Genomic DNA, 21022 nt, shown 5'->3' with positions numbered 1-21022 from the left:
AAATACCGTTACTATCAGAGCATAAAACAATCCATTACGAGCCATGGACGCCAAACATGACGATTAATTTTAGACAAAAAATTCGACCTCATCGTTCTTATAATTCAAAACACTTTACGGCAGAAAGCCGAGACCTTGCCGTCTTCGAAAGTGACCGAGGCCGGATTATTAACTCCGCCGCGATTCGTCGTTTGCAGCAGAAAACCCAAGTCTTCCCTTTGGAACGAAACGCGGCCGTGCGCAGTCGTCTCACTCATTCCATGGAAGTACAACAGGTTGGGCGCTTTATCAGCCAAAGAATCTTCAATCAGCTCACAGCGGAACAAATACAAACCTATGGATTAACTGGGTTAGACCGCCAATTCGAATCCATCATCGAAATGTCCTGTTTGATGCACGACGTGGGCAATCCGTCGTTCGGGCATTTTGGTGAAGAGGCGATAAAACAATGGTTTCACGATCACACCGAAGCTTTGTTCAAGCGTGATGATATTCAAGACTTGAAAGACACTCTGTCGCCGCTCAAACAAGATATAGGCAGTTTCGAAGGCAACGCCCAAGCGTTACGCATCGTGCATTCGTTACTCACGTTAAACCTAACCTACAGCCAAATGTCTGGCATCATCAAATACACGCGACGAGCTGATCAGGATAAACCCAAAGAAGAAGAAAATGACCCTCAAAGCTACTTAAAGAAAAAGGTTGGTTTTTATCTCAGTGAAGTGCCGATTATCAAAGACATCAACGAAACGCTTGAAATACATGACGGCTGTCGTTCACCTTTTGCCTATGTGATGGAAGCTGCCGACGATATTTCCTATTGCATTGCCGACATTGAAGACGCGGTCGAGAAAGGCATTTTGAAATTTGATGAGCTGTTGGACAAACTGAAAGAGGAATATAAAAAGATTGTCGATAGCAATAAATACAAGTTAACAAAAGATGAACATAACTTGATGAGCGAGCTTATTGATAAGAGCTTATGGCGTTATAACACAACCAAATTAGACAGCGATTTCTTTGTGCCGTTCCGTGTCGCCATCAATACAAACTCGGTCAAGCATGCCAGCAAACAGTTCGTCGACAATATCGAAGCTATATTCGACGGCCACTACAATCAAGCATTAATGGAAGACAAAAGCAGTTGTCATGCCATTCTAGAAACCCTCAAATCCGTCGCCTTCACTTACGTTTTTTCCGCCAAAGAAGTCCAGAAACAAGAACTGCAAGGCTATCGCATCATCAATGGTTTGCTGGATATCTACAAACCGTTACTCAGTTTGGATAAAGCCACCTTTACAGACATTCTCAACAAGGCAGACAAAACACCCATTTATGAGACCCGCTTATGCAATAAGCTCTCAGGCAAACACCTCGCCGCCTATCAAGCAGCGCTAGAAGACAAAACACTCAATGACTTTAAAAGTCACTTCAAAGGCAGTGAACTTGAAGCCATCAGCGACAACGCATGGGAACTCTACTTCCGCTGTCGACTTATTCAAGACTACATCAGCGGCATGACAGACCAATTCGCTTACGACGAATATCGTGCCTTGCATGTGATTGATTAGAAAAGGAGGCAATATGAAAGGACCCAATCCAGATAACAAAGAGCCGATGAAGGGCTTTCCGCAAGTGGGTTATCTTAAAAACTTCATTACCCGAGACAATATAATCGTTGGCGATTACACCTATTACGACGACCCCGAAGGCCCAGAACGCTTCGAAAGCAACGTGCTTTATCACTTTGATTTTATTGGCGATAAGCTAATTATCGGCAAATTTTGCGCCATCGCAAAAGACGTAACATTCATTATGAATGGCGCCAACCATGCCAACGCAGGGTTCTCTACCTATCCGTTTTACATCTTTGGCAATGGTTGGGAAAAGGCCGCGCCCAAAGCGGGCGACTTACCCTACAAAGGCGATACGAATATAGGTAGCGATGTATGGATTGGCTACGACGCCACCATCATGCCCGGCGTACAAATCGGTAACGGTGCCATTATTGCTAGTAAATCCGTCGTGACATCTGATGTACCTGCTTACAGCGTGGTCGGTGGCAATCCGGCCAAGGTCATCAAGTACCGATTTGACGAGCAAACCATTCAAACATTACAAGGCATTGCTTGGTGGGATTGGAGCGCCGAAAAAATCACCCTACATTTAGACGCCATTGCCGGTGCCGATTTAAGTCGGTTACAAGCCGCCAAAGACGACTAACCACGGCAAGCACTAGGAAGATTAATGAGATGACAATCAACATCCGAACTATCCAAACAACAGACGCCGTCGCCTGGTCAGCTCTAAGAATCGAGTTTCTGCCAGAAATCAAAGACATCAGCCAAGCGGAAGTCGACGCCTTCTTTCAAGGAAACTATCCAAATGTACAAGAGGTGTTGATTGCCCTTGATGATGCCCAAAAGATGATCGGATTTATCGAGCTGAACCTTCGCGACAATGTTCCCGGCAGTAGCCAGCAAACCACGCCTTACATCGAAGCTTGGTTTGTTTCACCGGATTGCCAAGGGCAAGGCATTGGCAAAGCCTTGATTCACGCTGCCGAGGAATGGGCCAAACAACAAGGCTTTCAGGAGCTTGGAAGCGACGCCCCGATCACCAATGAGAAAAGCGTCAACCTTCACAAACAACTTGGCTTTAACGAAATAGAACGCGTGGTGTGCTTACTAAAACCGTTAAAAGGATAAATATCATGATCAAACAAGTCGGTCCAACAGAGATAAAACTCAAACACAAAGCCAGCTGTCATTGTGGTGCAGTTGAATTGGAATTAACCCTACCGAACGGCATCGAAAATCCAAGGCGCTGTGATTGCTCTATTTGTCGTCGTAAAGGTGCCATCGTAGGTTCTGTCACGCTCGACAACCTTCGAATCGTCAAAGGGCATGATGCGTTAAAGCTTTATCAATTCAACACCAACACAGCTAAGCATTTTTTCTGTTCAAACTGTGGCATTTATACTCACCATCAACGTCGATCAAACCCTAATGAGTATGGCTACAACATTGGCTGCTTAGAAGAGGTTAATCCTTATGATCTGGGTGATGTGGTGACAAACGATGGCGTGAATCATCCAGCTGATCGTAAGCCATAAAACCTCAGCGAATTGCCGAGGTTTTGATCCTATCTATATCAGGTATTACCAACCCCGGCGATCCGCGAAGTCGTGCCATCTCATGATCGCTGGCAAGAACCAAGGCGTTCCTGTATACAAGGGACGCGTTTTAAAAGGAAAGCCATCAAATGAGGTTTTGCCTTCCACTTGGTTAAGCACTTGTTGAGCGATTTTACGACCAAAATAATTGGCGCGACCAACACCTGAACCGCAGTAGCCCATGGCGTAGTGCATGTCGTCCATTTTGCCAATGTGTGGCACATGGTCAAAGGTGTAGGCAACATAGCCCGACCAAGCGTAATCGATTTTTGCCTCTTCCAACTGAGGAAAAGTACGAATCATGAAGTCTTGTAGGTATTTCGAATACAGCTGTGGCTGGTCGCCGCGGCCAAATGCTCGTCCGCCAAACAAGATGCGTTTGCCATCTGGCGAAGGTCGATAATAAGCAACCAAACGCTCGGTGCCACCATGGGCGCGTAATTTCGGACTCACGGAACGAATGATAGATTCAGGCAATTCTTCGGTGGCAATCATCGCAGAACGAATAGGAATGATGCGACGTTTGAATTTATCAAATTCACCACCCGTGTAACCATTTGTGGCGATAATTACTTGATCTGCATCGATAACGCCGCCATCGTACTGAACCTTGTAGCTAGCGCCCTGTTTACTGACATCGCGCACCTTGGTGTGTTCAAGCATTAACACACCTGCTTGCTGAGCAATTTTACAAAGTCCATGATGTAGCTTGGCTGGCTGTAAGGTACCATCGGTCGGGTAAACCACGCCGCCATGATAAGCATTAGAGCCTACTTCTTCGAACTGATCCTGACGACTCACGGCGATAGCAGGAAAGTCCACGACTTTCGCGAGCTCTTCCGCTTGCTCAATCAAGCCCGCGTAATGGCTCGGATGACTCGCGCCACGGAAGCGGCCACATAAGGACAAATCACAATCAATTTTCTCTTCCTTGATAAAGTCCACCAGCCAATTAAAGGCCACCAAACTTTCTCGAATGGTCGAATGCACATTGTCACGGCCATACTGGCGTTCGAGTCCATCGACACCTAATTTGCTGAAGCTTGGCCCAAGCAAACCACCATTCCGGCAGCTCGCGCCTTCGCCTAAATGCCCAGCTTCCAGTAGAACCACTTTGAGTCCCGCTCGCGCCAAGGTAATGGCTGCAGAGATGCCAGTAAAGCCGCCACCGACAATAACAGCATCGGCTTTTTGTGGGATTTCAAACCGAGCATTAGAGTTAATTTTGCTCGCCAAAGACGTATCCGCCAGCCAATAAGGCATGTTGCTATACGTCGATATATTTTTTGCCAACATATCGATTTCATTCCATAAAAATAAGGGTAAGTTTGTATGTTTTTTTTAACCACTAACTTAAACCGTATTTACGATGTCGCGAGCGAAGCCAAGACGAGTCTATTTTTAACAACGTATTAGCGAGCACAGCAGTCGTAAAAAGGTTTTAGAGTACGTGTTGTAAAAATTCTTTTGTCCTATCCCACTGGGGATTCACTAACACCTGTTCTGGCGGACCAACTTCAACAATTTCACCATCCGTCATGAACACCACTCGATTGGCAACTTGTCGTGCAAACTCCATCTCGTGGGTAACACACACCATGGTCATACCGGTTTTGGCTAAATCGACCATCACATCCAAGACCTCTTTGACCATTTCAGGATCCAGAGCGGAAGTCGGCTCATCAAACAGCATGATTTTAGGCTCCATCGCTAGAGATCTAGAAATCGCCACTCGCTGTTGCTGACCTCCCGACAACTGTCCAGGATAACGCGACGCTAAATTGGCGATACCAACACGATCTAATAGAACCATTACCTTTTTTTCAGCGTCTCTTTCCGACATTTTGCGCAACCACATCAATCCCAAGGCGCAGTTTTGTAAAACGGTAAGGTGAGGGAATAGGTTAAAATTCTGAAACACCATGCCCATGGTTTGGTGAATCACTTTATGGCTCTGACTATCCCGAGAAAGTGGCTGATCAAAAACCGACACAACACCTTCTTGGTATTCTTCCAGATGGTTCAACGAACGAATCAGCGTCGATTTACCTGAGCCAGACGGCCCACAAACCACCATAATTTCGCCTTCGCTAATATCTAGAGAAACGTCTTTAAGAACGTGATGATCTCCGTACCATTTGTTCAGGTTGTCGATTTTAATCGCCGTTTCAGTCACGGCTTTTTGGGCTAAATTTCCTGATGACGTCGTCATTAGCGATCCACCTTTAAACGTTTTTCAAGATTCAAACTGTATTGGGACATGCTGTAGCACAAGATAAAGAAGAGCACGGAAATCATTACCAAAGGCTCGGTATGCATTCCTACCCAGTCTTTGTCGTTGGCAATGTTGCGCGCCATCAACATGATGTCGAACAAGCCAATGATGGAAACCAGTGTGGTGTCTTTTAGCAAACTGATAAACGACGTCATGATGTTTGGAATCATCATTCTTAGCGCCTGTGGCAGAATGATCAGTACCATGGTGTGCAAATAACCTAAACCAAGCGTAGCGGCCGCTTCGTACTGACCTTTGGGAATCGCCTGCAAGCCACCGCGAATGTTTTCCGCCATGTAAGCACCAGCAAACAAACACACAGCGACCAACACTTGCGTGAGCTTGTTAAATTCCATATCCGCCGGCAAAAAGATCGGCAGCAAGGTCACCGCCATAAACAAGACAGTGATCAAAGGTACAGAACGAACTAGCTCAATCACTGTCATCGACAGCCAATGAATCACTGGCAATTTGGAACGTCGACCAAGCGCTAAAATCACGCCCACAGGAATCGCCATGGTGATGGCAAAGCCAGCAATGATGAAAGTGAGGAACAAACCGCCCCAACGCTCAATTGGCACAGGCTCCAACGACACTTGGCTAAGCCCAAGAGCGATCACCAATGCAACAAGCAGCCAAACAGCAACAAAGCTCAACAGATGAATACGACGCTCAACCAAGCGAGATACCAGCGGCACAAAGAGTTCGTTTAGGCCTTTTTTGCCAAGCGCCGACAAGATCCAGTTAGCGTAGATAATGATTAGAAAAGCCAAGGCAAGACAGGTCATCGCGCCATGTACCAAGCCCAATTCCTCGCCGAAACGGCCGCCTAAGAAAAGATAACCGCCCACAAAAGGATACAGGCCAATCCAAGACAACAAGATGAAGTTACGCAAAGGAATACGCTTCGACATCAGCGGCAATAACCAAACCAATCCGAGCAAGACACCGATATTGACGCGCCACTGCTCGTCCACCGGAAAGCGCCCGTAAATTAAGCCATTAAACCAACTAATAACGCCCGCCCAGCACGCGCCTTCTGGGCTAATATCCATACATTGACGACGATTATCCGCGATAAAAACCGCGTTAAATACCGCGTTAAATACCGCCCAATCCAATACATGCTTCACTAAATAAAACAGCACAGTCGCCACACACAAGGTCAGCAAGCTATTACCAATACTGTTAAAACAACGATGGCGAATTGTACCGAGAATACCTCTTTCGCTTTTACGTGGCGGACGAGGTGGCGTCGGGACAAATTGCTTTAAAACAGGTTGGTTTTTCACATTCAAATCGTCCATTTATCGCACCTTATACTGCACGCTGTCGTTGTACTTGTTGAGCAAGTAAGAGATCAGCAAACTGATGAAGATATAGAAAACCATAACCATAAAGATGATTTCGATGGCGCGTCCGGTTTGGTTCATGGAAGTTTGCATGAACACAGACACCAATTCCGGGAAGCCAATTGCTACCGCCAGTGACGAGTCTTTTGTTGCTGCCAACCAAGAGTTCGTCATCGGTGGAATAATAGAGCGAATCGCCTGAGGAATTAGAATCAAGCGCAACGACTGAACGCGTGAGAAACCAATAGTAAACGCAGCTTCATGTTGTCCTCGGTCGATAGACTGCATGCCAGCTCGAACCGTTTCAGCAATAGCCGCAGATCGATACACCGTCATGGCAACAAACGCCGCACCGAATGACGCCGGAAGAAACGCACCGCCGCTATAGTTAAAGCCTTGTAGTGTTGGAACAGACAAGCTCGTCGAATTAGAAAAGCTCCAAATAGCCCAACAAGCAGCCAACGCCCACACAACTAAGCCGATATAGAATCCTGTGGAACGAGAACCTGACAAGGTGTAATAAGATTTAGACCAACGGAATAAGGCGTACAGCGCAGCGATCAAAGCCACCACAGCCAAAGCAATCCATCTCCATGACAAGGTGCTTTCCATTGTCATCACATAAAGGCCACGATTGTTTAGGAAAAGCCATTCGCCAAGGTGGTAGCTTTGTCGAGGCGCAGGCAAGGTAGAAAACACCACGGTAAACCAAAAGATGATTTGGATTAACAAGGGCACATTACGCACAATTTCCACATACCAGCGCGCAAGTTGAGACACCAAAGGATTGTCGGATAATCTTAAAATCCCCACCACAGTGCCAATAATGGTGCCGACAACAATTACGCAGAAAGATAAAATCAGCGTGTTCACAATACCGACGAGAAACACACGCCAATAACTCATGCTTGGGTCGTAAGGAATCAAGCTCCAGCTTATGTTAAACCCTGCGGTTACTTGCAGAAAATCAAAACCAAATGTCATGCCTAAACGGTTTAAATTTTCACTGGCATTGGCAAATAAAAACCACAAGCCAAACAAAACCAGCATTAAGACAACCGCTTGTAATATCACGGCTCTGCTTGAATCATTATTAAGCAGAGAGAGACTTTTTGATGGCTTGCTCGTAGAGGACTGAATCATATCTATATACCGAACGAAGGAGGAAAACTAAAATTGCAGCAATAGATAGGCCTAGAAACATAACCTACCTATTGCTTTCACTACTAGTAAATAGAATTAGCGGAAAGACTTCGCGTACATCATGCCGCCATTAGTCCACAATGCATTCAATGTACCTTCACGATCTAGACCCAACACACTGTTTGTTCCTACGTTACGTTCGTATACTTCACCGTAGTTACCGACGTTTTTAATAATTTGATATGCCCAATCCTGTGGAAGCCCTAGTCCTGTATTTAGGTCACCTTCAACACCAAGTAAGCGACGAATCACTGGACTTTGGCTTTCTGCGCGCATTTTCTCAACGTTTTGAGAATTTACTCCAAACTCTTCCGCTGCAATCATGGCTGCAAAGCTCCATTTCACAACATTCGCCCATTCACTGTCGTTTTGTTTTACAGCGAATGACAAGGCTTCTTTGGAAATCGTTTCAGGCAAAATCACGTAATCATTTGGGTTTTGTGCTGCAGAACGCTGCGCGGCTAAGCCCGATTTATCATTGGTTAACGCATCACAGTTGTTGTTAAAAAAGGCAGTGTTACGGACTGAGGAGTCGTCAAATACGACCGTTTTGATGTCCAAATTATTGGCACGGCTGTAATCTGCGATGTTCAATTCACTAGAGGTTCCGGTCAATACACAAACCGTCGCACCCTTTAGTTCTTTCACGGATTTCACGCCTAAGTCTTTGCGTACCATGAAACCTTGACCATCGTAAAAATAGGTATCAAGGAAATCCAAACCTTGTGCAGCATCACGGGAAAGTGTCCACGTCATGCCTTTTGATAAAATGTCACCTTTACCACTCTTAATAGAAGTGAAACTTTGCGCCCACTGTACTGGTAAGAATTTCACTTTAGTGGCATCACCAAATACCGCCGAAGCAACACTGCGACACATATCAATGTCCATGCCTTGCCATTCGCCAGCCTTGTTTAGGCTGTAAAAACCGGGGAAAGAGTTACCAATTACACAATTCACATAGCCACGTTCTTTGACTGCGTCTAGGGTAGAAATAGTATCGGCTGCATAAGTGTTTGCCGCTAGAAGCGTGGTGGTTGCTGCTAACGCTATAGAAAATTTCTTCATTGTTCGTTCCTTTTATATGCTGTTGATTTTGTAATTTCTTTTATTCGGCACCCCCTCCCAACCTTGTATCTTTCTAAGTGAATTGCTTAGCTAGTAATTCACTTTAGTCTGGTAAGTATGTTCCTAGCCTAAGCGCTTCGATGCTGTGGGGGAGATTATTCTGCCAGACTAATCCTTCAACATTGGATGGTATCCAAGCGCCTGTTTCTACAGTGATGCTGCATGTACAAGGGGAATAAGGATAAATGATTTATATAGGTATTGATGTTGGAAAAAATAAGCTGGATTGTCTTTGGCTAAGAGACGTCCTATCAGAAAAAGTCAAAACAAAAGTCTTTAAAAACAATCAGGAAGACTTTGAAAATATTGCTCAATGGCTCATTAAAGTAACATCAGCACAACCTGAACAAATTCATGTCACTCTTGAAGCGACAGGGATTTATCATGAAGGCATTGCTACCCATTTGTTTCATCTAGGTTTTCAAGTTTGTGTTGTTAACCCAGCAAGGCCTAAAGAGTTTGCCAAGGCGCTTGGCGTGACTCACAAAACGGATAAAGCCGATAGCCTTCTTTTAGCTAAGTTCGGTTATCAAATGGATCCAAAACGCTGGACACCAGAAGCACCAGAGGTACGTAAGCTGAAAGCTCTGATCAAACGTATAGAGTCGATAGAGAAAGACATACAGCGCGAATTGAATCGGAAAGAACAAGCTGAAATAGCAGACGGCTCTTCTGTTGTTATTAAATCGATAGACAACATTGTGTCTGTGTTAGTAAAAGAGAAAGAGAGGCTGATTGAAGAGTTAGATACGCATATTGACAATCACCCAACACTGAAAAAGAAAAGACACCTTCTCGAAAGTATTCCTGGTGTTGGCTCTGTTGTATCAAGGCTTATGTTGTCGGTTCTGTCCTCACATCCGTTTGAAAAAGCAGGAAGCGTATCGGCCTACTTAGGGCTAATTCCAAGAATTAGAGAGTCAGGAACATTAAAAGGCCGATCAATGTTATCAAAGGTTGGACCGCCTAATGTTAGAGCCAAAATTTATATGGCCGCCGTTGTCGCAAAACAACATAACCCTGATGTGAAAGCACTTTATGAACGCCTAAAAAACCGTGGTAAGACTCACATGCAAGCACTCGGAGCAGCCATGAGAAAGCTTGTACAAATTTGTTTTGGTGTTGTAAAGCATCAAAGCGAATACAAGCCTCAAATAGCCTAAATGACTAAAAAAGGCTTGATTGGAAAGATGGTATCTCCCCCTTAGCAGGGGGAGGAGCTAGATTTCTTATTCCCTCCTCTTTTTCAAGGGGAGGGTTAGGGAGGGGTAAGTGATACCGTGACCGCATCTTTTTATTAAATCTTTTGATGCAGATCAAACAACTAACAGTTACGATCTTATGTGAAGATTTTCTATAATCACACTGAATATTTTTAATAGTCTGATAACTTTAGGTTATGCCGATGAACATCAATAAGTTGCGTATATTTCACGAGGTATTTGTTACTGGCAACATAACTAGAGCCGCCGAGCGAAGCTATGTTAGCCAACCTGCGGCCAGTAAAATGCTAGCGAACTTTGAAGAAGAAATTGGCTATAAACTCTTTGTGCGTAACAACGGCAAGCTTATTCCGACCGACGAAGCGCTCTACTTGCACGAAGAAGTCTATGGCATCTTGCAAGGCGTCAACCACCTAGAAGACAGCATCAAACGAGCGAAAAACAGCAAAACCGGTCGATTACGCATTTGCACGATTTTCGGCCCGTCTTATCAATTTTTGCCCGAGCTTATCGCTGAATACATTAAGGATAACCCCGGTGTGGATGTGAGCCTGCATCTCTCTGGTTGCTCGGCCATTAGACAAGGTATCGCTTCAGGACAATATCAAATCGGCTTGGTAGATAAAGCCCAAAGTTCCTCAAAACACGATGCGGTCGCCTTCGACTTGCCTTGTTATTGCGCGGTACCGAAAGATCATCCGGCCGCTTTGTTAGACGTTATTCATCCTAAAGACTTATTGGATCTTAGCTGGATCACTTTAGATTCCGAAAACGCCACCACAAAAGCGCTCAAACGCATTTATACGGAAGTCGGGCTGCCATTGAATCGAACCCTAGAAGTCCATACGACCATTCATGGTCTTTCTTTTGTGAACTTAGGAATGGGCGCTACCTTAGTCGACATTCTGAACTTCCGTTACTTTGACAAAGTCTTTCAATTACCCAACGTCGTTTTGAAACCCTTCCACCCCAGCGTTGTTGAACCGCTCGAAGTACTCACCTCCAACTTGAGCCCACTGTCAGGCCTCGCCAAAGATTTTTACGACGCATTGATACGTAAATTAGAGATACAAACCCAACTGACATCGGATACAACCAATGCCTGACGACCATAAAACCCGCTGCGCGTGGGCCAGTTCCGCACCTGACTTTCCTGAATACCATGATAACGAATGGGGCTTTCCGGTTGATGACGACCAGCGTTTGTTTGAAAAACTCTGCTTAGAGACTTTTCAATCAGGCTTGAGCTGGCGAACGATTTTGACTAAGAGAGAAAACTTTCGCCTCGCCTTCCAGCAATTCGATTTTCATAAAGTGGCATTATTTGGTGAGAAAGAAATAGCAGAACTACTTAACAATCAAGGCATAGTGCGGAATAAACGCAAAATCCTCGCGGTGATTAACAACGCCAAACGCGCCCTAGAAATGATCGAACAAGAAGGCTCATTAGCCGCTTTTATCTGGCGCTACGAACCCGACGAAAACACCCTTCCTCCACCAGAAACCCAAACCACTTGCGCTGAATCCATCGCCCTTTCAAAAGAGCTCAAAAAACGCGGTTGGCAATTCGTTGGTCCAACGACAATGTACGCCTTCATGCAATCCATGGGACTCATCAACGACCATGCGGAACACTGTTTTATGCGGGAGGAAATTGATAAAACGAGGAAGGGGCTTGTTAGGCCGAGTTAAACAAAACATCACTTTCAAGCAAACAATTTCATCACGAACAGCAATGCCATATATCCACATATTTATGCCATGTTTTAGTCTTATGTCCTTTGAGCAAGAATGATTCACTTGCAAATGATCAAAAAACGATCTATTTTGTAAAAGAACAGTAAAGAAAAAGGACTTCCACTATGCGTTTTTTATTCTTTCTAATCTCTATCGCGCTATTAACCGCTTGTTCGAACACTCAACTCAATGTGGTAGATAGTTTAACCTCATCGGCACAAAACGACGGCGTTGCCATGCACCCCAGTAAATGGATGATAACTAGCCATCCGCTACAAACCACCTACGTTTCTTTAAATGGGCAACTAGCATTCAGAGTGGGACAAGTTTGTATAACCAGTAGATACCGTTCTCCGTTTTCTGCGAACTGTCAGAATGAACTAGCTTATTCAGAGATAACAGAAAGCTTAGTGGAAGCACTAAAAGAATCAAAAAAAGAAATGTCAGATAAATTAAATACAGAGAAAGCTAAAACCGCTTTAAATAAGATAATTAACAGCTTAAGTGATGCGCCAATATTATTAAATGAAAATGAAAATACACTAAGACAAGAGCTGAATATACTAAGAAACAATAGTAAAAATCCAGATAGCGCTAATAATTTATACAATAAAATCATCGCCATACTTGATACAATTAAAACAAACATAGTTGATGTAGAAGTTGAGCGTAAAGGCAAGCTATACAGAGAATATTACCCTTCTAATACATCGAAAAATTTGACGAACTTCAATCAACAAATCATATTATCATCTGCTTATGAAGCAGCGAATGCTGAATACTTACAATGCCAAATTGACGCAACAAACACAGCTTATAGTAAGCTGAACTCAAGTACTCAAGAAGAATTCACTAAAGAAAAGAAAGTGATATCAGAGATATTAGAAAAACAATGTCAAAATCTAGAAGACAATCGAAACAAAGCCTTAGCAGATCTGAATAAATCAATAAGTAAACTCCCCAATTCAAAGTCAATGCTAGCATTTATTAATGCAGTCAATAATGAAAAAACTAGGTCAGCAGACTTTGTAATAGCCAGTACAAACCATTTATCCTGCCTTGTAAACGAACAAAAAAAGCTAAATAAAATCATCGATGATAAGAAGGCTGATCTAGCTAAAGCTAAAAGCGACGAAGCCGCAAAGGAAAAAGCTAAAGAAAATTTGAGTGAAGCTGAAGAAAATGCAAAAAATCCAGAAAATATTCAGAATGCTTGCTCAGAAGAAGACAAAAAACAGGCCCTAGTAGCGTTAGAAAAAGCCAGACTAAAAGTCGAAGCTCTCGCGATTGTACCAAACAGAGTGGTATATAACTGGGCGAAAAATACAAAATGGGAAAGTGGCGTCGTCGTTCAATCAGAATCCAACTCTACAAATATGAAAGCAAACAAAACAGCCTCCGGCTATACTGTCGTTGATGGTGTCATAATAGAACGCTACCAAATGTCTTGCAATGAGCTTACTATGCTTAAAAAACGCTCAGATGCCGACCGTTTAAAAATCGTTACTACGACATTGGCTGCAGAAGAGCTTTATTACAATGCCAATGAGGAAACGAACTTTGCTTTGAATGCCGCCTTTTCTTTCACTCCAAAAGAGCTAAAAATGCTCTCCAAACTAAAAGATAAGGATGGTAAGGAATTAAAGTTAGAAATTCAGACTACCATCAATAAAAGTAGCAGTATCGCCTCAAAAGGCTATTTAACAGCGCCAACAGTGACCCTTGACGATTATAAAGACATTACAATCCCTGATTCAACTGAAACTGAAACTAAAAATCCAAATGACATTAAATCTAGCTTAACTTATTACGCAGTATTATCTGACGTAGAAACGTTATCCTGTAACTAAAAAATATAGATAAGATTACAGCTAAAAATTTTAAATTCCCAAAAATGGGCTGGCAATTCGTCGGCCCAACGACCACGCGGAAGACTGTTTTCTGCGGGAGGAAATTGATAAAGCGAGGAAGGGGTTTGTGAGGCCATGAAAGCACATCTAATCGAAGTCAATTTGCTTATTTTTGCGTATGAATCACAGTTTTCAAATCAAAATTAAGGGATTTAAGCACTTTTACTATCGTATCAAATTGCGGCCGAGAACCTGATCTGAGGGCTTTGTAAAGGCTTTCACGTCCAAGCCCACTGTCTTTGGCTATCTGCGTCATGCCTCGTGCTTTAGCAATATGACCAAGCGCATGAATCAGCTCGTCGGTATCACCATCCTCAAGCACCATAGATAAATAGGCAGCAATATCTTCGTCTGTACGAAGTTGCTCAGCCATATCAAAGTTGGTCAATTCTTTTATTGAAGTCATGTCGTCTCATCCAGTTTTGTAGCTCGCTATTTTATTATACATAAAACAATCCGTATCCATTTGAATACAGTATGGTTGTTTTTTAACCTAATCTCAATATTTTTCTACACCGCTCATGCAATCCATGGGGATCATCAACGACCATGCGGAACACTGTTTGATGCAGGAAGAAATTAATCGGGCGAGGAAGGAGAGTAATAGACCAGTAAGAAAACGACGCATAGGTTTTCTTTGGTATATACAAAATAAACGATCACAGCCATTATTGTTAATTAAAACTAAAAGGCTGCATTTGATTGATGTCTTTATCTGATTATTAAAAGGGAAGTCTAAAATGAGTCTAGCAGGAATCCGATCCAACCGTGGAGACGCATATCAAAGATCAGTCGCTCTCTATTGGACGATAAAGATGCTTCTAGATGAAAATATATCTGGAATTCAAGTCGATGCGGTATCCACATCTGACGACCCAAAGCCAGTGTACCAAGACGATATAATTATTTTATACAAAAATGGCGATAGAACATTCATTCAAGCAAAAATCAATCAAGCCAAACACGAGCCGTGGAAACTAATAGATACCACACTAATTAAAGAGCTTAAATCATGCAAAAGCCAGTTACTCTCAAAACCAAACTATGAAGTTCATTTCTATTCTCGTACGCCTTTTGGTGGTTTTCAGCGTCTCATCGAAGAAAGCTCAGTACATCCTGACTTAGAAGCTTTTTTAAGAGATGCGCCTCAAGGACAGATAGATACTTTCGATGCCATCACAAAAATTTGGGATAATGATGCAGCCACAGCATTATCGTTGATAAAAAGGATTCGAATTGGACCTCAAAACGGCTCATCCGAATGGCAAGATCTAAGTCATGAGTTACTGAAGCCGACCTTTCCAAGAGCAAATACAGCGCTTGAACTAATCTATAACTATGTAGATCATCAACACCTGCACCTTGCCGATAGTAAAATTGTTTTAGAACGGCAAGATATTCTAGATATGCTACATGAACATGGGATTCATCAAGCTTTAGCCTTTGATGAAACAAAATTGATACGGTCATTTCGCGATTTTTCTGTCCAAGGTAGACAATGGGTAAGAAGCATTGGTGGCGAAAAAATACACAGAGAAGAGCTTACTTTACTAAAACAAGCAATCGAGCAAAAAGTACCCTCAATTCTATTAGAAGATATAGCGGGTGGCGGAAAAACATGCCTTCTGCTTGATCTCATGGACGATCTGGATGAGCAAAAAGAAGCTGTCTCTTTATTTATCAAAGGCGATATTTTTGCCTCAATCAATACATTAAAAGACTTAGAACAATATGGCTTGCCTAAAGACTTCATATCTCAATGCGCTTATTTGGCCGATAGAAGACATATCGTCATAGCAATAGATTCTCTTGATGTTTTGGCCGTGGGCAGAAGCCACAATAGCCTTAGATGTTTCTTAGGTATGATTGCAAGCTTATCCAAAATCCCGAACATTACTGTTGTTGCTGCTAGCCGTTCCTTTGATGCCAAATATGACCCTTTATTAAGAGAAATGAAATGGGGTGAAGTTATTTCAATTTCGCCTCTTTCGTTCAATGACAGCATTGCTCCATTATTTAATAAATGGGGCTATACCGTTAGCCAACTCAGCGCCAAACTGAAAAACGTATTAGTAATTCCTCAAAACTTAAGGCTCTTTTATGAGCTATTACACAAAGGAATGACGATAGATGAGATTGGAGAGCATGACCTTTATGACATATACCTTCAAGAGCTTGTTGAAAAAGACGCCAATCTTGGGCAAGTTGTTCTGAATACGTTACAGGAAACGTCTCTTGGTTTATTAAAACTACGTAGTTATGAGTTCCAAAAAAGATCATTAGATGTTTCCCCTGATCAATTGCAATACCTATTAAGCAAACAGATTATTATGGAGGTAGGACCTAATCAGCTCATGTTTAGCCATCAAACATTAGCTGATGCGCTTCGAATCAGACAAGCATTTCAGAAAGGTACAACACTATTAGCGTTTTCTACATCGCAGCCTCAACTCCCTTTCATTCGTCCTGCTGTCAGATCATTAATTCAAACATTGAAAAATAGATCCCCGAAGCAATGCATTAGACAATTACGCGAATTCTTATTATCAGATAAAGTATCAATGCATTTAAAACGTCTCGCCGTAGAGACATTAGCTGAAATGGAAGCGAGCGGACACGATATTGCATTAGTCATTACACTATCAAATCAGCACCCTCAATTATTCCGCCGCCTGTTAGAAAGAGCCAGCTGTGAAAGTTGGTTTCTACTTATTTATAATCAGCTAATTTCGAATATCGATGTAAAAAAACCACATGATCATTCCTATGTAATCATATATTTCCTATCAAAATTTTTTAAAGGAAATGAAAAAGAAATTATAAAAATATGGCATATAGCAATTGATGACGAATGGTTAAATATTAGAAATTTTAGTTGGTTAATATCAACTGAATTAGAAAAAAACAAAGTCTGGAACAATCTTGATTTAGATAGTCTATTGAAAAAGCTATTAGAACATAGTGAGGAAGATCACCCTAGCCTTGGCAAAAGCATTTGTAGGTATATAGATGCTACAGGAAAAGGTGATCACCTATTATGGATGTATATTACTTTAAATACTAAGCCGATTAGTGAACTTGATGCTAGTAGCGAGCTAGAATTCTACTGCAATTCTCACGACTTTCTAACAGAAAACTATTTTGAAGAAAGACTTAAAGTTTCTGATGAACTATTTAATAGTGCTTTGGGCTACCTGCTTAGCTTTACACAAAGTAATGATTCTGATTTTTATGTAGATTTTTTAAAAAATACATCTTATGAAAAACGGCATACTCATAGTGATATATATTTTGGTAGCTCTACCAGCAATTTTTTAAATGCTGTTGGAGAAGCTATGAAAAAACGATGTAATAAAAGCGATGGTTGTTGGAAGAGTTTCGAACCTAAACTAAGAGTATGCGATGATCTCGGTCTAATTTATTTACTGATTGAATCCTACCACGAAAACATCATTGGAAATGTCGTAGGTATTTCTGCGATCCTTACAAATAAAAACTTATTAAAATACGGTATCTTAGAGTTTGAATTAGGTACTCTAGCTCTTGCTGCTTATCCTTATATCTCTAATAAAACACGCGAAGAGCATCAGCGAAATATATTTAATCACTATGAGAATAAAGAACGTCAGGATTACTGGACCCTAAAGGGAATGTATGGAGACTTAATATGGGTTCCTGCCTCATATCGTCTACCAGAGCTGTTTGACACTTTTGTCTTGTGTGAGAAAAAGTATGGCACGCCTAACCTTTTCAGACAGCCAAATATTACTGGATGGTCAGGTACTGTTAGATCCCCCATATCAATAGATCAAATTTTAAACTTCTCTAATGATGGTCTTGTGAATGTTTTGAAACATTACACTAATGAAAATGGTTTCTCTGACCATCTTCTTGGCGGCCTTGATAGTGTAGAGAGTGCATTAACTTCAGCAGCCACTCAGGTACCTCTTAAGTTTATTCCGATAGCACATTTACTCTACCAATCAAATGCACCAATCAGTAGCATACTATCAATTATTAACGGAATAGCATCCCACTTAAGTCATCGATTTGGCAACTTGCAAACACCCAATTGGAAAGAGCTTCAACCTCTCCCAGATGGCCAAGCATTAGCTTTTGAATTATTAAACCTTGTTGAACGCTATGGTAAATATTATATCCGCAACACCTATCATGCTAGAGCAATCCAAGCATGTAGCCACGTCTTAAAAGACGACCTATCAGTTGAACGCTTATGTTTTCAGCTATGGCAACTCAGCGCTAGCACGATCCCTAATCCTGATGAAGACAATGAAACCAAATCTCTCGTTGGAAAAGGAATTAACTCGGCAAGAGGGATAGCAGCAGAAACAGTATTAGTAATATGTAATGATCGATTAGAGAAAAATAGAGATATCACCTCCAATTTAAAGCAGCTTTTAATACGTTTTGCCAAAGATCCGTCAATGGTAGTTAGAGCAACATTTTTGAGACGCTTTCCTTACTTTCTAAGTATGAACTCAGAGTTCGGTTGGCAGCTCATTGATATTATTACGAAAAATGGTACATCAAGGTTGTTAAAACACCTCGAACAGATTTTGTATTACCAATATCATGAGAACTTCAATTTAGTAGAGCCATACCTTAATAAACTTAAGCTGATTAATGATAAAAAAAGTGCTGAAGCTTGGGGCAGGTTGGCGACGCTTTGTTACTTGTCAGACTATATTTCTGAGGAAGATCTTTGGCATGACTTGCCTCATCAAAATGAAGCGGCTAAAGAAGGTATAGGACAAGTACTAATAGCTAACTATGCGAATAAAAATCATGCAAGTAAGTGCTTAGAAGGACTGAAAAAGCTTTTTGTGAGTCAGGATTCCAAATCTATATGCTTAAAATTTGAGCGATCATTAAGTAACAAAAATATCTTACACAGCGTTAACTTAGAAACAATAAATTTATTTATTGAATACTCCACATCTAACAAATCCCGAGAAATAGATGGTGTATTTTTCTGGCTAGAAAAGAATGTGTTACATATGCCAAATGAAATTTTGAATACCCTAGAGAAAATTATAGACCGATTTAGTGATGAATCAGAGCCCGTACATTTTTATGAAAAAAAACCATTACTCTCTACTTTGAAATCACTTCTTCAAGAAGCAGATCTTAGCGATGATGAGGAGTTTATTGATAGGGTACTTTCTGCTCAGTATTGGTTCCTTGATAAGGGCGTTCAAGACATAGAGAAGTTGATCGAGCCATAGAGTTTTCCACGATAAAAACACCGGCTCAAACGCTGGGTTCAGCAGGGTTAACGGGGGCTGTAGTTTATAAATACTGCTCATGTATCATCCTTGCGACTTCTATATTACGGCTATCCTTGCTCGCTTCTAATTCGGCTACGGCCAATAGCGCTTGGCTTGTTTCTGACCATGCTAACTTGGCTCCCCAAAAGGCTGGAACTAACCATAAAAGCCCTTCTGGATTCGGGCGGCATTTAAGTTGGGCTAGTTTCTTTTGTAACGGCTGGCGGGTAAACAGCTGTAACTCTTGAGGATGAAGGTATTGGGTTAATTTTTCTGCTGCGGCTTCTCCGCCCCAAAAATCGTTTTCTTCCATTGGAATATCTTGCCATTCCCTTTCGAACTGTAAACGAATGCCGCCTAGTTTTGGTCTAATCGATAAACGATAAGATTCGACCCAAAGGCTTAGCATCCGTTCTGTGTCCAGTATTCGTCTCGTATCGCCAAGGCTAATCAGGGACTCAGACTCAAAAATCCCCAAACCTTTGCTCACCATGCCCAATGAAATATTGGCGTATTCAGCAATCTCTCGGTATGACAAATTAAGCACATCGGGTTTAGATAAAAGAACAAATAGCAACTTTGCTGCGCCTTCACCTAATTTGTTGCTTTTGTTTGCAAGATTTAATTTATTCTTCGATTGGCTCGTTTGTTGGGATTCAATCCAAATATGCAGAGCTGCGTTGTTAATTCTTACATTCCCTGCGCTATCAATGAAGTTAATCCTATTTTCCATGCAGATGTCAGCTAAGTAAGGCGTAAGACGATTACAAATCAGCAACGTATTAGGTGCTGCATCAGCGAATAATGAGCTTAAGCTTTCCTTGCGATGAATGTTTTTCACTGCAACATAGAAAGGATATTCATCACCACTCACGGTTAAGCACACTTCACCATCGGTAAAATTCTCACCGTTAACGCACTCATTTTGGACGAAGTCGGCTTTAATGTGAGCTGGTAACAACGCCAGCACATTCATAGCTAATGCAGTTTTTCTTGTCCTAGTCGACATTGATGTTCACTCTTCAAGTTTGTTCATGAATCATGAACAAACTATATCTTTGATCCTCAGACAATACAAATATCTTTCCCTTCATGCAATCCATGGGACTCATCAACGACCATGCGGAAGACTGTTTTATGCGGGAGGAAATTGATCAAGCGAGAAAAGCCTTTCGTCGCCCCTAAAGAGGCTCTTTTTTCTACCCATTCACTTTTTCGTTTTTCCCATGGCTGCTCTGGTCGCAAAGGTAATAATACCGATGCCGACAATCAGCATAAACGCCAGTGTATAAAGAATGATACTAGATGAAATCTCGACTTCCATGACCCCATTTTTTGGCATGGACATATACATAAGGGACAACAGGGTTAATGGAATCGATATAATGAGCCCTAACACTTCGATAATAAATAGGACCTTTGGCATTTTATCCTTAGAGATAGGAAATATTTTCGCCAAATCCAGCGCATAGACCAGAAAATACCCAATACCACAGAGTAAAGAGCCAATCAGAGCAAGACGTCCACCGCCAATACAAAAATAGGCTAAGGGAAAGCTGGCAATACCGAGAACGGTTAGGAAGGTGTTAAAGCTGCCTAAAATGAAGGGCGATATATGTGAAAAGTTGCGCGTCTCGACGGGGCCTCCGGGGATCAGAGCACTGAGTAGTAAAACCGAAAGAACAAGCAAACCAGATATAGCATAACCAATGTAATGATCCATAATCTTCC

The 21022-nt window shown here is 42.0% G+C and carries 17 protein-coding genes; 9 read left to right on the top strand and 8 right to left on the bottom strand.

The annotated features are described in order from the left end of the window. Positions 1-56: 56 nt before the first annotated feature. From dgt to ACO05V_RS03540, 4 genes are read left to right on the top strand one after another with little or no spacing between them, the layout of a single operon-like run. Complete coding sequence (gene dgt, locus ACO05V_RS03555) at positions 57-1571, top strand: dGTPase (RefSeq protein ID WP_421847569.1); 1515 nt, start codon at positions 57-59, stop codon at positions 1569-1571. 13 nt (positions 1572-1584) lie between these two features. Further along, complete coding sequence (locus ACO05V_RS03550) at positions 1585-2223, top strand: Vat family streptogramin A O-acetyltransferase (protein WP_421847567.1); 639 nt, start codon at positions 1585-1587, stop codon at positions 2221-2223. Between the two features lie 29 nt (positions 2224-2252). Further along, the gene (locus ACO05V_RS03545) at positions 2253-2708 is read left to right on the top strand and encodes a GNAT family N-acetyltransferase (RefSeq protein ID WP_421847565.1); all 456 of its coding nucleotides are present in this window, start codon (positions 2253-2255) and stop codon (positions 2706-2708) included. Between the two features lie 5 nt (positions 2709-2713). Then, positions 2714-3115 (top strand): GFA family protein, encoded by a 402-nt coding sequence (locus ACO05V_RS03540; RefSeq protein WP_421847563.1) that lies wholly within the window; start codon positions 2714-2716, stop codon positions 3113-3115. Between the two features lie 45 nt (positions 3116-3160). On the opposite strand, the gene ACO05V_RS03535 is transcribed toward ACO05V_RS03540, so the two are convergent. From ACO05V_RS03535 to ACO05V_RS03515, 5 genes are all read right to left on the bottom strand, one after another. Next, on the bottom strand, positions 3161-4471 hold the full coding sequence (locus tag ACO05V_RS03535) for an NAD(P)/FAD-dependent oxidoreductase (protein ID WP_421847561.1): 1311 nt from the start codon (positions 4469-4471) through the stop codon (positions 3161-3163). A 145-nt stretch (positions 4472-4616) separates the two neighbouring features. Next, entirely contained in the window at positions 4617-5387 is a 771-nt protein-coding gene (locus ACO05V_RS03530; protein WP_421847559.1) for an amino acid ABC transporter ATP-binding protein, read from the bottom strand. Beyond that, positions 5387-6757, bottom strand: coding sequence for an amino acid ABC transporter permease (locus ACO05V_RS03525; RefSeq protein ID WP_421847557.1), 1371 nt, complete (start codon positions 6755-6757; stop codon positions 5387-5389). Before ACO05V_RS03525 ends, ACO05V_RS03530 begins: the two co-directional genes overlap by 1 nt. Then, positions 6758-7945, bottom strand: a complete 1188-nt coding sequence (locus ACO05V_RS03520) for an amino acid ABC transporter permease (RefSeq protein WP_421847555.1) — start codon at positions 7943-7945, stop codon at positions 6758-6760. It abuts the gene before it with no gap. 96 nt (positions 7946-8041) lie between these two features. Next, on the bottom strand, positions 8042-9073 hold the full coding sequence (locus ACO05V_RS03515) for an amino acid ABC transporter substrate-binding protein (RefSeq protein ID WP_421847553.1): 1032 nt from the start codon (positions 9071-9073) through the stop codon (positions 8042-8044). A gap of 245 nt (positions 9074-9318) precedes the next feature. Between ACO05V_RS03515 and ACO05V_RS03510 the strand changes: the two genes are divergently transcribed. The 4 genes from ACO05V_RS03510 to ACO05V_RS03495 all read left to right on the top strand — a co-directional run bounded on the left by ACO05V_RS03510 (position 9319) and on the right by ACO05V_RS03495 (position 13943). Next, the gene (locus tag ACO05V_RS03510) at positions 9319-10296 is read left to right on the top strand and encodes an IS110 family transposase (protein WP_421847551.1); all 978 of its coding nucleotides are present in this window, start codon (positions 9319-9321) and stop codon (positions 10294-10296) included. Between the two features lie 242 nt (positions 10297-10538). Then, complete coding sequence (locus tag ACO05V_RS03505; RefSeq protein WP_421847549.1) at positions 10539-11462, top strand: LysR family transcriptional regulator; 924 nt, start codon at positions 10539-10541, stop codon at positions 11460-11462. Beyond that, entirely contained in the window at positions 11455-12048 is a 594-nt protein-coding gene (locus ACO05V_RS03500; protein WP_421847547.1) for a DNA-3-methyladenine glycosylase I, read from the top strand. The genes ACO05V_RS03505 and ACO05V_RS03500 overlap by 8 nt, the downstream gene beginning before the upstream one ends. Positions 12049-12218: 170 nt before the next feature. Then, positions 12219-13943 (top strand): hypothetical protein, encoded by a 1725-nt coding sequence (locus ACO05V_RS03495; protein WP_421847545.1) that lies wholly within the window; start codon positions 12219-12221, stop codon positions 13941-13943. 166 nt (positions 13944-14109) lie between these two features. Here ACO05V_RS03495 and ACO05V_RS03490 read toward each other — a convergent pair whose 3' ends face one another. After that, a complete protein-coding gene (locus ACO05V_RS03490) occupies positions 14110-14409 on the bottom strand; it encodes an addiction module antidote protein (RefSeq protein WP_421847543.1) in 300 nt (99 codons plus the stop codon). Positions 14410-14818: 409 nt separating this feature from the next. Here ACO05V_RS03490 and ACO05V_RS03485 point away from each other — a divergent pair, with 409 nt between their 5' ends. Then, complete coding sequence (locus tag ACO05V_RS03485; RefSeq protein WP_421847541.1) at positions 14819-19249, top strand: hypothetical protein; 4431 nt, start codon at positions 14819-14821, stop codon at positions 19247-19249. 64 nt (positions 19250-19313) lie between these two features. Here the strand turns inward: ACO05V_RS03485 and ACO05V_RS03480 are convergent, their stop codons facing one another. Together ACO05V_RS03480 and ACO05V_RS03475 are read right to left on the bottom strand one after the other, a co-directional pair. Beyond that, the gene (locus ACO05V_RS03480) at positions 19314-20300 is read right to left on the bottom strand and encodes a type IV toxin-antitoxin system AbiEi family antitoxin (protein WP_421847539.1); all 987 of its coding nucleotides are present in this window, start codon (positions 20298-20300) and stop codon (positions 19314-19316) included. 198 nt (positions 20301-20498) lie between these two features. Then, positions 20499-21014, bottom strand: a complete 516-nt coding sequence (locus tag ACO05V_RS03475; RefSeq protein ID WP_421847537.1) for a hypothetical protein — start codon at positions 21012-21014, stop codon at positions 20499-20501. Positions 21015-21022 lie beyond the last annotated feature (8 nt).

The sequence above is a fragment of the Marinomonas sp. genome, from assembly GCF_965225885.1.
GTDB lineage: Bacteria > Pseudomonadota > Gammaproteobacteria > Pseudomonadales > Marinomonadaceae > Marinomonas.
This window is presented reverse-complemented; position numbering and strand designations above follow the sequence as displayed.